Genomic DNA, 14531 nt, shown 5'->3' on the forward strand with positions numbered 1-14531 from the left:
TCGCGCGAAGTTATTTCGCAGGCTCGGTCTTGTTCAGAACCTGTGCAATGGTCGATTTGACCACACGCACCTTGACGCCTTCAGCGATTTCAACCTCGATCTCGTTTTCGCCTTCCTTGACCTTGGATACTTTGCCGATCATCCCGCCCTGGGTGACGACCTGATCGCCCCGGCGCACGGCGTCGACCATCGCCTGATGTTCCTTCATCTTCTTCTGCTGCGGACGGATCAGCAGGAAATACATGATCGCGAAAATCAGGATCAGCGGGAGAAACTGGGCGATTGCGCCACCTTCCATGGGACATTCCTTTTACTTTGGATCGCGGACAAGCTCCGCAAATTTGGCGGGAACCTATGCTTTGAGGTGTCCGTTTGCAAGCAAAGGCGGCGGTGTAACCCGTCCTGATTGTGTCACCGTGTCGAAAGATGTTTCCAAGCGTTGCAGATATACCCTAGGAACGACGGTCGGGCGGGGTATAGTCAGGCCGTGGGGGTCACAATGAATCAGCTATATAAACACCTGCAAGCATTAAAAGTTTTGCTGATCGCAGCCCTGCTGGCTTTTGCCATGTGCACTGCCGGACACACACAGGAAGCACCCCCCGAAATTCTGGCCCCAGAGACCGATGAAACGGATGTTTTCAAGGCCCCGGTGGTCGTCGATGGCGAAACACTGTTCTTCCTGCGCGGCTCCAGCGCATTGCCGGCATCGGAACGGGCCGAGCAGGTCCAGAAGATTATTGTCGAAGTCGCCGAATCTTCGGAAGACCCCGATGTCGACATTACTTTCGAAAAAACCGATCTCGGTACACGCATTTTCGCTGATGGCGTCAGAGTTTCGATCGTTACCGTCGCCGATGCGGAACTGGACCAGATGGAACTGGACGTTCTCAGCCTTCTGCATGGCGACGCGATAGAAGAGGCGATTGTCGACTACCGTGCGAACCGGACGGACCAGGCGCGCGTGTCAGGCGCGATCGAGGCATTAGCCTGGACTGTCGGCTTTGCATTGTTTGTCATCATTATCATGTGGCTTCACCGGCGCATCCGGCGACGCACCCTGAAGCTGGTCAAGCGCTATCTCAAGGACGTCGAAACAGCGACCGCCAAAAGCGTTCAAGCCGAAGCGATTGCAGCCCTGATCCGATACGGCCTGAATTTCATCCTGCTGGTCATCTTCTTTCTGGGCTTTTACTACTACCTGTCCTTTGTCCTTCTGGCTTTTGCCGAAACCCGGTATTTCGCGCAACTGCTGCTGACTTATCTGACGGAACCTGTCCTGCTGATCTTCAAGGGCATCCTCAGCTATATCCCGAACCTGATCATGCTGGGCCTGATCGCCTGGATCACCGTCTACGTAATCCGCGGCATGAGGGTGTTCTTTGATGCGGTCGAGGCCGGGTCCTTCGAAATGGGCGATTTCGAAAAGCACTGGGTGAATCCGACATTCAATATTGCCCGTGTCATCGTGATCCTGATCGCGCTGGTCTTTGCCGTGCCCTACATTCCGGGCTCGGATTCGGCCGCGTTTCAGGGGCTGACCATTCTGGTCGGCGCCATGCTGTCGCTGGGTGCGAACTCGGTCGTGTCGAACATGCTTGCTGGCCTGTTTGTGATTTATCGCCGTTCAACTTCGATCGGGGATCGCATTCAGATTGGTGACCATATCGGTGACGTGGTGCAGATCAAGTTGATGGAGACGCATCTGAAGTCCATCAAGAACGAGCTGATCTCGATCCCAAACGCGCAGCTGATGAACTCGGATGTGGTGAACTTTTCCAAGCAAACAGATGGCAGCGGCCTGTTGTTGCACACCACTGTCGGCATCGGTTATGAAGAGCCGCCCGAAAAGGTCGAGGCGATGCTGATCGAGGCGGCCAACCGTACCAAAGGGATCAAGTCCAAGCCCGTCCCCTTTGTGCTGTGGACCGCGCTGGCCGATTACGCGATCAACTACCAGATCAACGGGTACACCACACGCGGCAGCATAATCCCGAAAATCCGCTCGGATCTGCATCGCAATATCGTGGCCGTTTTCAACGAAAACAGTGTTCAGATCATGACGCCCTCTTATATGGCCGATCCACCCGAACCCAAGATCCCTGCCGAGGCTTGGGACGGCCATCTGGCGCATGAAGTCACCGAAGAGGAAGAGAAATAGTCCGGGCGTCTTGTCCCGGCTACACCCTCCCCGCGAGATAGTGCATAAGCGGTTCCAGTGATTCACGTATTCAAGGATCTGAACAATGCACGACATCCGCGCCATTCGCGAAAACCCAGCCGCCTTCGACGCCGCCCTTGCGCGCCGTGGGGACGCGCCGGTGTCGTCGGACCTGCTCAGGCTGGATGAAAGCCGCCGCGCCAAGATACTTGCCGCCGAGACCGCTCAGGCCGAGCAGAACAAGGCCAGCAAAGAAGTCGGCGCCGCCAAGGCGCGCGGCGACGAAACCGAGTTCGAGCGTCTGCGCGCACTGGTGGCCGAGAAAAAAGCCGAGATCGCCCGGATGCAGACCGAAGCCAAGGATCTGGACGCCCTGCTGACCGACCAGTTGGCGCGCATTGCCAACGTCCCTGCCGACGACGTGCCGCAAGGCGCGGATGAAAACGAAAATGTCGAGGTCAATCGCTGGGGTGCTCCGCGTAATTTCGCATTCGAACCCAATGAGCACTACGAAATCCCTTCCGTTGCCGCGGCGATGGACTTTGAAACCGCCGCCAAAACCAGCGGCAGCCGGTTCGTGAACCTGTCGAAAGGCGTCGCCCGCATTCATCGCGCACTGGCGCAGTTCATGCTGGACACGCATATCGACAAGAATGGCCTGACGGAAATGCAGACGCCCGTTTTGGTGCGGGACGAGGCGATGTATGGCACCGACAAACTGCCTAAATTCGGCGAGGACAGCTATCAGACCACCAATGGCTGGTGGCTTATTCCGACATCCGAGGTTACGCTGACCTATTCCGTCGCCGGTGACATTCTGGAAGAAAGCGCCCTGCCCATCCGCATGACCGCGCACACCGCCTGTTTCCGGTCCGAAGCCGGAAGCGCGGGAAAGGACACGGCAGGCATGCTGCGGCAGCACCAGTTCGAAAAAGTCGAGATGGTCTCGATCACCCATCCCGACAACTCGGATGACGAGCAAAAGCGCATGCTGCGCTGCGCCGAGGATTTGCTGGAGCAATTGGGCATCCCCTATCGCACTGTGGTTCTGTGCACGGGTGACATGGGCTTCGGCGCGCGCCGGACCTACGACATCGAGGCATGGCTGCCCGGGCAGGATGCATACCGCGAGATCAGTTCGGTTTCGACAACAGGGGCCTTTCAGGCCCGCCGCATGAACGCGCGTTTCCGCCCCGAAGGCGGCGGCAAGCCGGAATATGTTCACACCCTGAACGGCTCGGGTCTTGCGGTTGGGCGCTGCCTGATTGCCGTCCTGGAAAACGGTCAGAATGAAGACGGAACCGTCACCATTCCGGATGTCCTGGCCCCCTATCTGGGCGGCAAGCTGACTTTGCAGACGGACGGCACGCTGGCCTGAAACAAAGAACCGGCAACCGTCTGAAACGGTGCCGGTTTTCGAAACAAGTCGAGGCGGAGAGGGACTACTTCTTCGCCTTTTTTTTGTCCTTCTTCTTTTTTCCCTCTTTTTTGCCGGACTTCTTGGCGGCGTCTTTGCCTGACTTCTTGGCAACGTCTTTCTTCGCCTTGTCCTTTTTGGACTTGGCCTTCTGTTTGGCCTTTTTGGACTTGGCCTTCACTTTATCTTTCGCCTCGGAAAAGGCCGCCTCCATCTCGCGCCGCTTCTTGGCGGCTTTTTCGGCTTTGGCCTTGGCTTTGGCCTTTTTCTGGGCTTTGGCTGCTGCCTGTTCCTTCGCAGCTTTTTCTTCGGCCGCCTTGCGCGCCTCTTCTTTTGCCCGCTTTTCAGCGGCAGCCGCAGCTACGGTTTTGCGGGCCGCAGGTTTTCGGGCCGGTGCGCGCCGGGACGTCGGCTTGGTCCCAGTTGGCTTGGCAACAGCTTCCTTGGCGGCTGCGATCAGTGTTTGCGCACGTGATGCACCAATGCGCGGGATTTTGACCAGATCAGCGGCGTTTGCCTTGGCGATGGCTTCCGCAGTTTTGAATCCATTGTCGCTCAACGATTTTGCAAGCGCTTGGCCCACACCTTTTATGTTGGTCACTGCGGTCATTACTGGTCCTTTCCAATTCGTCGCTCGAATACATATATACGTCGGATGTACATCCCCCCAACCCCCTGATAGCTTGGCTCACCGCATGATGTTAGCCGCTATGAGCCAGATTGCCTGTCGAGGCCTTCCTGGGGAACGGAACAAGGCGTTTGGCTTCCTCATCCCAGAGCTTCAGGTTCAGTGCTGCCACCGCCTCGCGAAACTTGATCCGCCGCGGGGTGAATTCAGGCGGCAGGTTATAGTGGCAGGCGCGCAGCCGATAGGACGGGATGCGCGCGTTGAAATGGTGGATATCATGCAGCGTGATGCAGGCGACCGCATTGTCGAACCACCAGCCGAAGTCCAGCGCTGAAGAACCCTGCAAAGCGGCAACCTGTGGGTCCAGATCCGGTCGGCGATCCCAGTATGTGTCTTCAAAGTTATGCTGAAGATACACAAGAAACACCCCCAGCATTCCGCCCAACAACGAAAAAACCAACCAGACCAGAATCCCCGATGTCCCGGCCACATAATAAAGCAAACCCAGAAACACGATGATCGACAGATTGTGCAACAGCACCCCACCTGCCCCAAATCGCACGGTGTTCTTGGGCCAGCGATAGCGAATGAAGTAGGTGAACAGCGCACCAACCGGCACGAGGATGAGCGGATTGCGATAAAGCCTGTAGAACAGACGGGATTTCCAGTCTGCGCGCTGCCATTCGCGCAGCGTCATGGTGTGAATTTCACCGGTCTCACGATGTTCCAGATTGCCGATACCGGCGTGGTGCAGATTGTGGTTCTGCTTCATCACCTCGAAAGGTGCAAAGGTGAAGGGTGACAAGCCATGCCCCGCCCATTCGTTCTGTTGACGCGTCTCAAACAGGGAATGATGACCGCAATCGTGCTGCAACACGTAAAGGCGCACTGCCGAAAATGCGAAAACAATGCCGGCCGGGACCATGACATACCACCGGTCCACGAAGATGATCGCCAAAGCCAGCGATGTGAAATACACCGCAAAAGTCCCAAAATAGCTCAGGCTGGCAAGCCGATTGTCCTGAACCGCATATCGGCGGGTATATTCCCTGAGATCCATAACCGCCCCACTTTCCTCTTTTGGTCGGCGTGAACGTTCATCGTCAGATTATACACGAATAGTCTCAAAGCAAGACCGGCGCGGGTAATTGTTATGCTCCAACAAGGGCATAGATAGCATTTTCTTTCAGACATTGTCCAAGTGATCGGGGAAATCCGCTCAAGTCTTTGCCAAGCTGTTCCGTCACCGGCGCCGAGATTGACCCCACGGCACCTTTGTCTCGCATTCTCAAGATCAAAACTGACGGCGCCAGTACGAACAAATATCGCGATGTTTTTATCTTTTTTGACTCATGTTCGCGATTGACCGAAAATCGGGGCCGCGTGCTTCGCAATTTTCATGAACCGGCCGAAGCGTACCGAGTCTTTGGAATCGAGCACATATCAAAATCCATGATCGGGTCCGGCTGCGTCAGCCGGACCTGCCCCAAAGATCAGCCCCGCCCCTTCAGGTGCTTTGCCAGGGCCCCGGCGTTTTTCTTGCGCCGCCCCTTGTACGGGTTCTTGTCCCCTTGCCCTCGCAGGGTCAGCCGGATCGGTGTGCCGGGCATGTCGAAATCCTCACGCAACCCGTTCACCAGATACCGCGAATAACTGTCCGGCATCTTGTCCGGGTGCGAGCACATGACCACGAACCCAGGCGGGCGGGTCTTGGCCTGGGTCATATAGCGCAGCTTGATCCGACGTCCCTGCGGTGCCGGCGGCGGGTGCTGTTCCAGCATGGCTGCCAGCCAGCGGTTCAGGGCTGCGGTCGGCACACGGCGGTTCCAGACGTCATGAGCGCGCAGGATGGCGGCACGAAGACGCTCAAGCCCCCTGCCCGTTTTCGCTGAAACGGTGATCAGCGGGGCACCGCGCAACTGGGGTAACAGCCGTTCAAAGGATTCTTTCAGATCGCGCAGTTTTTCTTGCTTTTCCTCTTCGATGTCCCATTTATTGACCGCGACGACCACGGCACGGCCTTCGCGTTCGGCCAGATCGGCGATGCGCAGGTCTTGTTGTTCAAACGGTATGGCCGCGTCCAGCAGAACCACCACGACCTCGGCAAACTTGACCGCGCGCAGCCCGTCCGAAACGGACAGCTTTTCCAGCTTCTCCTGCACCTTGGCCTTTTTGCGCATGCCGGCGGTGTCGAAAATCCGCATCGGCGTGCTGTTGCCATCGGGATCGGCCCAGTCGATCCGCAAGCTGATGGCATCGCGGGTAATCCCGGCTTCGGGACCTGTCAACAGACGATCTTCGCCCATAATCTTGTTGATCAGGGTGGATTTTCCGGCGTTTGGACGACCGACAACAGCGACCTGAAGCGGTTTCGCATCGGTGATCAGGCGCGCTTCGCCTTCGCCCTCTTCGTCCAGTTCCACATCTGTCACAGGCGTCTCATCGGCCTGTTGTTCTGCCATCGCGTCCGCCAGAGGCATGAGGTGGGCGTAAAGGTCGGTCATTCCTTCGCCATGCTCGCCCGACAGGCGCACGGGCTCTCCCAAACCCAGATTATAAGCCTCAAGCACGCCGGCATCCGCCGCGTTTCCTTCGGCCTTGTTGGCCGCAAGGATCACATGTTTGGATCGTTTGCGCAGGATTTCCGCGAACATCTCGTCCGTGGGGGTCAGCCCCACACGAGCATCGATCATGAACAGGCAGACATCGGCCATGTCCACCGCGCGCTCGGTCAAGCGGCGCATCCGCCCCTGCAGACTGTCATCCGTTGCATCCTCAAGACCCGCCGTATCGATCACGGTGAATCGCAGATCGCCAAGCCGCCCTTCGCCTTCGCGCAGGTCACGTGTCACGCCGGGTTGATCGTCGACCAGGGCCAAGCGCTTGCCCACAAGGCGGTTGAACAGTGTGGATTTGCCCACATTCGGGCGCCCCACGATAGCGAGGGTCAGCGACATGATACTCAACTTTCAAGACTCAAGGTGCGCCCTTTAGCGCATCTTGCCGTCAACGGAAAGCGTGCAGTGCACCTTTGGTGGACACGATATACAAAGTGCGCCCCGCAACAACGGGCGACGCGGTCGCCCCGCCGGGGACTTCGATCCGGTGAACCAGGGTTCCGTCAACCGGGCTGTAAAAGCGCACGTACCCGTCATTTGAGGCCACAACGATGCGCCCGCCAGCAAGGATCGGACCATAATGCGCAAAGATCGCCCCGCGCCGTCCGGGCTTGTCCTTGACAAATCCGGGCAGGTCCTGCGCCCAGATCACCGATCCGTCTGTTGCGTTCAGTCGCACCAACTGGCTGCGGTCGCTGATCAGGAAGACGCTGTTTCCGACCGGCCAGACCGTATCAACCGCACCTTCGTTGGCGGTCCATTTACGTTCTCCGGACCCGCCTTCCAGTGCCACGGTCCGGCCCGAGTGGTTGCCAATGTAGATCGTGTCCCCGGTTACCATTGGCCCCCCGGTGACATCAACGATCCGGGCCGCCGCGCGACCACGACGTCCGCCCGCGACCGAAGCGTTCCAACGGCGGATGCCGCCCCTGCGGAACGTCGCGGCAATATCACCGGATCCGAAAGCAAAGACCGCGAGGTCCGAGGTCAGCGCAGGCGACGGTGCCCCAAGCACGTTCCCAACGCTGGGTGTTCCTTCGACCTGCCAGGCAATACGGCCATCCTTGGTATTCACAGCCCAGCCGGTCTCATCCCCGGCGACGACGTAAAGCAACCCGTCTTTGACCAGCGGCGCACCGCTGCCGGTTGCGTTCAGCCGCTTCTGCCAGCGTTGCGCGCCGGTCTTGGCATCCAGCGCCGTGAGACGACCAAACCCGGATGAGACGTACAAAACCCCGTCGGCATAGGCCATTCCGCCGCCTGTCGCGTCGGAATCACCGTCGCTTGGGGGGATAAGGTTGGTGCTCCAGGCGACCTGCCCCTGAGGCGTAACGGCCGACACTGTGGCTCCGGAATCGAGGGTATAAATCAGCCCGCCTGCAACAACCGGTTCCGCTGTAATCCTTTTCTTGCGGGAATCGCCTTCGCCAATCGAAGTGGACCAGATACGTTGCGGCGCTGAGCTGAGCGCAGCGTTTGTGGTTCGAAAAGCGGCTGTGCCCGGGCTCTGCGCCCAATTGGCGTTCGATGTCTGCCCCGGAAGGCTGATCGGTTTGGACCCACGGGTTTCAACGGTTTCGGTATCGGACGCGGGACGGATGTCTTCGCGCTCACCGGGCAGAATGACTTCGGGTTCCTGACAGGCCGCAAGCGTCGTCAGGGCAATCGCCGCCAATGGCAGTCCAATGCGGGGGAATAGTCTCGTTACCATGATGTTCCGAACTCGCCTGTCGTCATTCTTGTTTCGCTGTCTCAATCAGCCTTGCTGGGCGACCAGTTGTTCCGGTTCGCCCCCCAGCGCCACGATCAGCTGGGTCGCACGCTGCTGCAGATCGACACCAACTTCGGCATCCTGCCGCAGCGCTTGCAGACGATCAATCGCGGCGGCGGTGTTGCCCTCGGCGACATCAATCAGCGCAAGCTGTTCTTCTGCCAACAGACGCAGCGGCGCACCGGGCGCGGCCAGTGCCTCGAATTGTAGGCGACGCTCGTCTGCCGAAAGGGTTTCACTTTGCAACAGCAACGCCTTGAAGTTCGCGATGGCGCGATAGATTTCGGGCAGATCAGCTTGCGTCGCAACCGCGTTCAGGCTGGTCACGGCATCCTGCGCCGAACCGGCCTCGTTCTGCGATGCGGACAGCAGCATTTTCAGAACTGCGTCCCCACCCGGCGATTGCGTTTGTATCCCGCTTAGACCGGCGGCACGTTCGGCGGAATCATCTTGCGACAACGCCGCAAGAATTTCATCGCCCAGCGCCTGAGCCTGACTTGTAATGCTGGCTTTGCGATATTCGTTGAAAGCGGCCCCGCCTACGATAAGTACCACCGCTGCAATGCCCACCCAGCCCCAACGGCGCAAAAGCAGATACAGCCGGTCGCGGCGCACCTCTTCTGTCACCTCATCAATGAAACTGTCGACGTCGCTCATCCCTGCCCCCAGGCTTAGTGTCCTGTCATATTAGCGCCATGTCATACCCCGGCACCACGTCCAAGCCAAGGGTCCGATTTCGCACATTTTCACCGGCTTAGTGCGCCCTTGCGAAAAAAACTAAACCGAACTATTCAGTTCAGTATGGAAATGGCCTATGCCGGACCCCATTTTGAGGCATAAGCGCCAGTGAAAATCTGGCAATGAATCCTAGGAGAATTTCTGCATGCGATTGATTTCATTCGCAAACGCGCTTTTGGTAATTGTTGCATTATACTTTTTGGTGTTCGAAAGGGACGCGCTGTTCGCCTTTGCTGGAAAAGATGACGTAGCGGAAGCACAAGCCTCTGAAGGTGGTGAGGGCGCGGAAGCTGCCCAAAATCCGGATGCAATCAAGGTCGTCGCCTTGCGGTCATCGGCGCGCGAGATCGACAGCGCAGTGTTGTTGCGTGGCCAGACCAAGGCGAACCGTCAGGTCGAAGTGCTGGCCGAAACGATATCGACCGTTGTGTCAGAACCCAAGCGCAAGGGCACTTTTGTCGAGGCCGGAGATCTTTTGTGCGAACTCGACCCTGGCACCCGCCCGGCCAGCCTGGCCGAAGCGATGGCGGGCAAGCTTGAGGCCGAAAGCCGCATCCCCGAAGCCGAGGCCCGGCTTGCCGAAGCACATGCGCGCGTGGCCGAGGCCGAGATCAACCTGAAAGCGGCGCGCAAGCTGTCTGAAACGGGTTTTGGGTCGGAAACACGCCGGATTTCCAGCGAAGCGGCCATGAGCACCGCTGAAGCAGGTGTGAAATCGGCCGAAGCAGGTCTGGAGGCCACTCGCGCCGGCATCGAAGCTGCTGCAGCCGAGGTGAAAGCGGCCCAGCGCGAGATTGACCGCCTCACCATCGAAGCGCCGTTCCGTGGCCTGCTGGAAAGCGACACGGCGGAATTGGGCAGCCTGATGCAGCCGGGATCGCTGTGCGCAACCGTCATTCAGCTGGATCCGATCAAGCTGGTGGGTTTTGTTCCCGAGACCGAAGTGAACCGGATCATTGTGGGGTCCGAGGCTTCGGCCAAACTGGTGACCGGTCTTGAGGTTACGGGCCGTGTGACATTCCTCAGCCGTTCCGCCGATGAAACCACCCGGACCTTCGAGGTTGAGATCACCGTTCCGAACTCGGAACTGGCCATCCGCGACGGCCAGACCGCTGACATTCGCATCGCAGCCGAAGGCGCCAAGGCGCACCTGCTGCCGCAATCCGCATTGACGCTGAACAATGAAGGCCAATTGGGGGTTCGCACAATTGCAGCGGGCAATGTAGTCGACTTCATGCCTGTTCATCTGCTGCGTGACACCGCAAGCGGTGTCTGGATCGACGGATTGCCTGAAACGGTGGATATCATTGTCGTTGGGCAGGAATTCGTGACCAAAGGCGTCAGTGTCGCGCCGACCTACCGGGAATTGTCGCAATGACGGGTATTGTCAGTTGGGCCGCCGACAGGGCCCGAATGGTCCTGGCCTTCATCGCGATCTCGTTGATGGTCGGCGGGTTTGCTTATGTCAGCCTGCCAAAAGAAGGCGAGCCGGACATCGAAATCCCGGCTCTGTTCGTCTCGGTTTCGTTCCCCGGCATTTCGGCCGAGGATTCCGAGAACCTGCTGATCAAGCCCATGGAAACCGAACTGGCGGATCTGGACGGTCTGAAGGAAATGACCGCCACCGCCGCAGAAGGCTATGCCGGGATTGCACTTGAGTTCGACTTCGGTTGGGACAAGACCGCGATCACTGCCGATGTCCGCGACGCGATGAACAGCGCGCAGGCTGATTTCCCCGACGGGGCCGAGCAGTACTCGCTGAACGAGATCAACTTCTCCGAATTTCCAATCGTCATCGTCAACCTGACCGGCGCGGTTCCCGAACGCACAATGGCCCGTGTTGCCAAAGACCTGCAGGACGATCTTGAAGCACTGGATTCCGTTCTGGAAGCCGGGATTGCCGGCAATCGGGACGAACTTCTTGAAGTGGTGATCGACCCGCTACGTCTTGAGGCCTATAACGTCACCGCCGCAGAACTGATCAACGTTGTGCAGAACAACAACCAGCTGATCGCTGCTGGTGAGGTCGAGACGGCGCAAGGCACATTCTCGGTCAAAATCCCTTCGTCCTTCAAGACGGCGCAGGATGTTTACGGGCTGCCGGTCAAGGTCAATGGCGACCGCGTTGTCACGTTGGGCGAACTGGCGCAGATCAATTACACCTTTGAAGACCGTGAAGGCACTGCCCGGTTCGATGGTGAGGCCACCGTTGCCCTGCAAGTGGTAAAGCGCAAAGGCTTTAACGTCATCGACACGGTCAACGAGGTCAAAAAGGTCGTTGCCGAGGCTCAGAAGATCTGGCCACCGGAACTGGCGGCAGCAGTCGATGTCGGCACGTCGAATGACCAGAGCCGTATCGTCGGCTCGATGGTAAGCCAGCTTGAAGGTTCCGTCCTGACGGCCGTTGCGCTGGTGATGATCGTTGTGCTGGCGTCGCTGGGTACACGTGCCGCGCTGTTGGTGGGTTTTGCGATTCCGACCTCGTTCCTGTTGTGCTTTGCTTTCCTGGCCATGATGGGCGTCAGCATTTCGAACATGGTGATGTTCGGCCTGATCCTTGCGGTCGGGATGCTGGTCGACGGGGCCATCGTGGTGGTCGAATACGCTGACAAGCGCATCAAGGAAGGCGTCGGCCCGATGCACGCCTATGTCGAGGCGGCACAGCGGATGTTCTGGCCCATCGTATCATCGACGGCGACCACGCTTTGTGCGTTTCTGCCCATGCTGTTCTGGCCTGGCGTTCCGGGCGAGTTCATGAAGATGCTGCCGATCACGCTGATCTTCGTTCTGTCATCCTCGCTGATTGTAGCGCTGATCTATCTGCCCGTGATGGGCGGTGTTTCGGGCCGTTTGAGCCGGACTTTTGACCGCACGTCGAACTGGCTGCGCGCGCGAACCCGCTGGTGGGTACGCGCCCTATTGGTTCCGCCATCGCTTTACCTGATTTTCCTGGGTGCGATGCAGGTTCTGAACCCGACCTATCTGCTTCCAATCGGTGGTACAGCAGGCAGTTTGTTCGGCGCGTTTCTGTTTCTGACGGGCGCCTTTGCAGGGTCGGTCACGCTGAGCGCGGCAAAGATCAAACGCCGCGAAGACGACCATGTGCACACGGCCAAGGAACACACGGTCTTTGGCTATATGGTGAAATTCCTCGTTGGAAATCCGATCATGCCGATCGTCTCGATCGCGGTGATCGGCTTTGCCGTTGTATCTGTGATGACGGCCTTTTCGAACAACAACCGCGGCGTCGAGTTTTTTGTTGAGACTGAGCCCGAACAGGCCACCGCCTATGTCCGCGCCCGTGGCAACCTGTCTCTGGCGGAAAAAGACGCAATTGTTCTGGCCGCTGAACAGACCATCAGCGCGCACCCGGCTGTTATCAACGTCTTCGCCTTTGCCGGTGAAGGTGGGCTGAACCAGAACACCGGTGGCGCGCAGGCCCCCGGCGACACCGTTGGCCGTGTGCAATTCGAAATCATCCCGTGGGAAGACCGCCCGAACGTGTCAGAGCCGATCCTTGGCGGGCTGTTTGACCGTCATTTCATCGACCCCAAATACGACGGCGATAGGGTGCTTGAGGAACTGACCGCAAATCTGGCCAAACTGCCCGGCATCATCGTCGAGCTTCAGCCGCTGGATCAGGGTCCGGCCTCGGCCAAACCGGTGCATCTGCGCATCAAGGGCAACAATTGGGAGGAGTTGACCTCAGCAACCCTGTCCGCGCGCGAGGCGTTCGACACCACCCCCGGTCTGGTCAGGATCGAAGACACCCTGCCCCTGCCCGGCATTGACTGGCAGATCGACGTAGACGTGGCCAAGGCGGGCCGCTTCGGGGCCGATGTGGCGACTGTGGGCGCTATGGTGCAACTGGTGACACGCGGTATCCTGCTGGGTGAGATGCGCCCGGACAATACCGATGAAGAGGTCGAGATTCGTGTGCGCTTGCCCGAAGAAGACCGCGTTCTTTCCACGCTGGATTCGCTGAAGGTCCGCACTTCGGATGGTCTGGTGCCACTATCGAATTTCGTAACCCGCAAGCCGGTTGAAAAACTGGCCGAGATCAACCGCATCAATCAGGAGCGGTATTACGACATCAAAGCGGACGTAGAACCGGGGCTGAGCAAGGTCGTTATCACCGACGCGGACGGCACAGAACAAAGGCTGGCCGTTGTCCGGGCGGTTGCGGAAGGCGCGGAGCCTAAGGGCGCGACCCTGACCAGCCCCGATGGTGAGGCGTATGAGATTGTCGAGCTGACCGGTAGCCAGAGCGCCGAGGATATCCGGTCTGCGATTAAGGATGGCGACGCGCAGTTCTCGCTGATCAACCCCAATGAACGGATTGCCGTCCTGACGGAGTGGTTGGATACTGGACCTTTCTCGAAAGCGGTCAGCTGGGAATGGACCGGCGACCAGGAGGAACAGGAAGAGTCCGGCGCCTTCCTTGTGAATGCATTCATGGGTGCGCTGGGATTGATGTTCGTGATCCTGCTGGCGCAGTTCAACTCGTTCTACAACTCCGTGCTGGTGCTGCTGGCGGTTGTTCTGTCCACAACCGGGGTGCTGATCGGAATGATGATCATGCAACAGCCGTTCTCGATCATCATGACTGGGACGGGCATCGTGGCGCTGGCCGGGATCGTGGTGAACAACAACATCGTTCTGATCGACACTTATCAGGAATACAGCCGCTACATGCCCCGGATCGAGGCCATCGTCCGCACCGCCGAGGCGCGCATTCGTCCGGTTCTGCTGACCACTTTGACCACGATGGCGGGTCTGACACCGATGATGTTCGGTCTGTCGCTGGACTTCATCAACGGCGGTTATTCCATCGACAGCCCCACCGCCCTGTGGTGGAAACAGCTTGCCACTGCGGTTGTCTTTGGCCTGGGTATCGCGACCGTACTGACACTGATCGTGACACCATCGCTGTTGGCGCTGCGAGTCTGGGTGGCGACCTACACAATCTGGCTGGGCAAGGCACTGGCCCGCGCCTCGGCAGGCCGCGCCAGCCGGCTGGCACAGGATATGGCCATTGGACGGGCGGCGCGAAAAGCGCAGGCGACCGAGGTTATCTGGGAGGACGATGAGGTCACAGACGCTCTGTCCGTGGCCAAACCGGACCAGGCGTCGGATCAACCACCCAATCCGCCTCTGAAAGCAGCAGAATAAAGATCATGGGCCGGCCAACACCGGCC

10 protein-coding genes are annotated in these 14531 nt (G+C 58.7%); 4 read left to right on the forward strand and 6 right to left on the reverse strand.

The window, feature by feature from the left end; all coding sequences use genetic code 11:
- Positions 1-10: 10 nt before the first annotated feature.
- A complete protein-coding gene (gene yajC / locus ACR0FE_RS03795) occupies positions 11-298 on the reverse strand; it encodes a preprotein translocase subunit YajC (RefSeq protein ID WP_170610183.1) in 288 nt (95 codons plus the stop codon).
- Positions 299-499: 201 nt separating this feature from the next.
- On the opposite strand from yajC, the gene ACR0FE_RS03800 reads away from it, so the two are divergent.
- Positions 500-2161 carry a mechanosensitive ion channel family protein gene (locus ACR0FE_RS03800; protein ID WP_480911141.1) on the forward strand — a complete coding sequence of 554 codons (1662 nt, stop codon included), beginning with the start codon at positions 500-502 and terminating at the stop codon, positions 2159-2161.
- An 85-nt stretch (positions 2162-2246) separates the two neighbouring features.
- Positions 2247-3539 carry a serine--tRNA ligase gene (serS, locus tag ACR0FE_RS03805; protein ID WP_480911144.1) on the forward strand — a complete coding sequence of 431 codons (1293 nt, stop codon included), beginning with the start codon at positions 2247-2249 and terminating at the stop codon, positions 3537-3539.
- Between the two features lie 64 nt (positions 3540-3603).
- Here the strand turns inward: serS and ACR0FE_RS03810 are convergent, their stop codons facing one another.
- The 5 genes from ACR0FE_RS03810 to ACR0FE_RS03830 all read right to left on the reverse strand — a co-directional run bounded on the left by ACR0FE_RS03810 (position 3604) and on the right by ACR0FE_RS03830 (position 9252).
- Positions 3604-4188 carry a helix-hairpin-helix domain-containing protein gene (locus ACR0FE_RS03810; protein ID WP_170805453.1) on the reverse strand — a complete coding sequence of 195 codons (585 nt, stop codon included), beginning with the start codon at positions 4186-4188 and terminating at the stop codon, positions 3604-3606.
- 91 nt (positions 4189-4279) lie between these two features.
- Positions 4280-5266: a fatty acid desaturase gene (locus ACR0FE_RS03815; RefSeq protein ID WP_480911147.1), complete on the reverse strand. Its 987-nt coding sequence runs from the start codon at positions 5264-5266 to the stop codon at positions 4280-4282.
- A gap of 433 nt (positions 5267-5699) precedes the next feature.
- The gene (gene der, locus ACR0FE_RS03820) at positions 5700-7163 is read right to left on the reverse strand and encodes a ribosome biogenesis GTPase Der (protein ID WP_170610174.1); all 1464 of its coding nucleotides are present in this window, start codon (positions 7161-7163) and stop codon (positions 5700-5702) included.
- Positions 7164-7212: 49 nt separating this feature from the next.
- On the reverse strand, positions 7213-8535 hold the full coding sequence (locus ACR0FE_RS03825; RefSeq protein ID WP_170610172.1) for a PQQ-like beta-propeller repeat protein: 1323 nt from the start codon (positions 8533-8535) through the stop codon (positions 7213-7215).
- A gap of 45 nt (positions 8536-8580) precedes the next feature.
- On the reverse strand, positions 8581-9252 hold the full coding sequence (locus ACR0FE_RS03830; RefSeq protein ID WP_480911151.1) for a hypothetical protein: 672 nt from the start codon (positions 9250-9252) through the stop codon (positions 8581-8583).
- A gap of 226 nt (positions 9253-9478) precedes the next feature.
- Between ACR0FE_RS03830 and ACR0FE_RS03835 the strand changes: the two genes are divergently transcribed.
- Both ACR0FE_RS03835 and ACR0FE_RS03840 read left to right on the forward strand, forming a co-directional pair.
- The gene (locus ACR0FE_RS03835; RefSeq protein ID WP_480911153.1) at positions 9479-10711 is read left to right on the forward strand and encodes an efflux RND transporter periplasmic adaptor subunit; all 1233 of its coding nucleotides are present in this window, start codon (positions 9479-9481) and stop codon (positions 10709-10711) included.
- On the forward strand, positions 10708-14505 hold the full coding sequence (locus ACR0FE_RS03840; protein ID WP_480911156.1) for an efflux RND transporter permease subunit: 3798 nt from the start codon (positions 10708-10710) through the stop codon (positions 14503-14505). The genes ACR0FE_RS03835 and ACR0FE_RS03840 overlap by 4 nt, the downstream gene beginning before the upstream one ends.
- Positions 14506-14531 lie beyond the last annotated feature (26 nt).

The organism is Ruegeria sp. K7 (assembly GCF_056531785.1).

Excerpts from the sequence above, each read along its gene's own strand:
- yajC (WP_170610183.1), bottom strand. The coding sequence starts at position 298 with ATGGAAGGTGGCGCAATCGCCCAGTTTCTCCCGCTGATCCTGATTTTC.
- ACR0FE_RS03800 (WP_480911141.1), top strand. The coding sequence starts at position 500 with ATGAATCAGCTATATAAACACCTGCAAGCATTAAAAGTTTTGCTGATC.
- serS (WP_480911144.1), top strand. The coding sequence starts at position 2,247 with ATGCACGACATCCGCGCCATTCGCGAAAACCCAGCCGCCTTCGACGCC.
- ACR0FE_RS03810 (WP_170805453.1), bottom strand. The coding sequence starts at position 4,188 with ATGACCGCAGTGACCAACATAAAAGGTGTGGGCCAAGCGCTTGCAAAA.
- ACR0FE_RS03815 (WP_480911147.1), bottom strand. The coding sequence starts at position 5,266 with ATGGATCTCAGGGAATATACCCGCCGATATGCGGTTCAGGACAATCGG.
- der (WP_170610174.1), bottom strand. The coding sequence starts at position 7,163 with ATGTCGCTGACCCTCGCTATCGTGGGGCGCCCGAATGTGGGCAAATCC.
- ACR0FE_RS03825 (WP_170610172.1), bottom strand. The coding sequence starts at position 8,535 with ATGGTAACGAGACTATTCCCCCGCATTGGACTGCCATTGGCGGCGATT.
- ACR0FE_RS03830 (WP_480911151.1), bottom strand. The coding sequence starts at position 9,252 with ATGAGCGACGTCGACAGTTTCATTGATGAGGTGACAGAAGAGGTGCGC.
- ACR0FE_RS03835 (WP_480911153.1), top strand. The coding sequence starts at position 9,479 with ATGCGATTGATTTCATTCGCAAACGCGCTTTTGGTAATTGTTGCATTA.
- ACR0FE_RS03840 (WP_480911156.1), top strand. The coding sequence starts at position 10,708 with ATGACGGGTATTGTCAGTTGGGCCGCCGACAGGGCCCGAATGGTCCTG.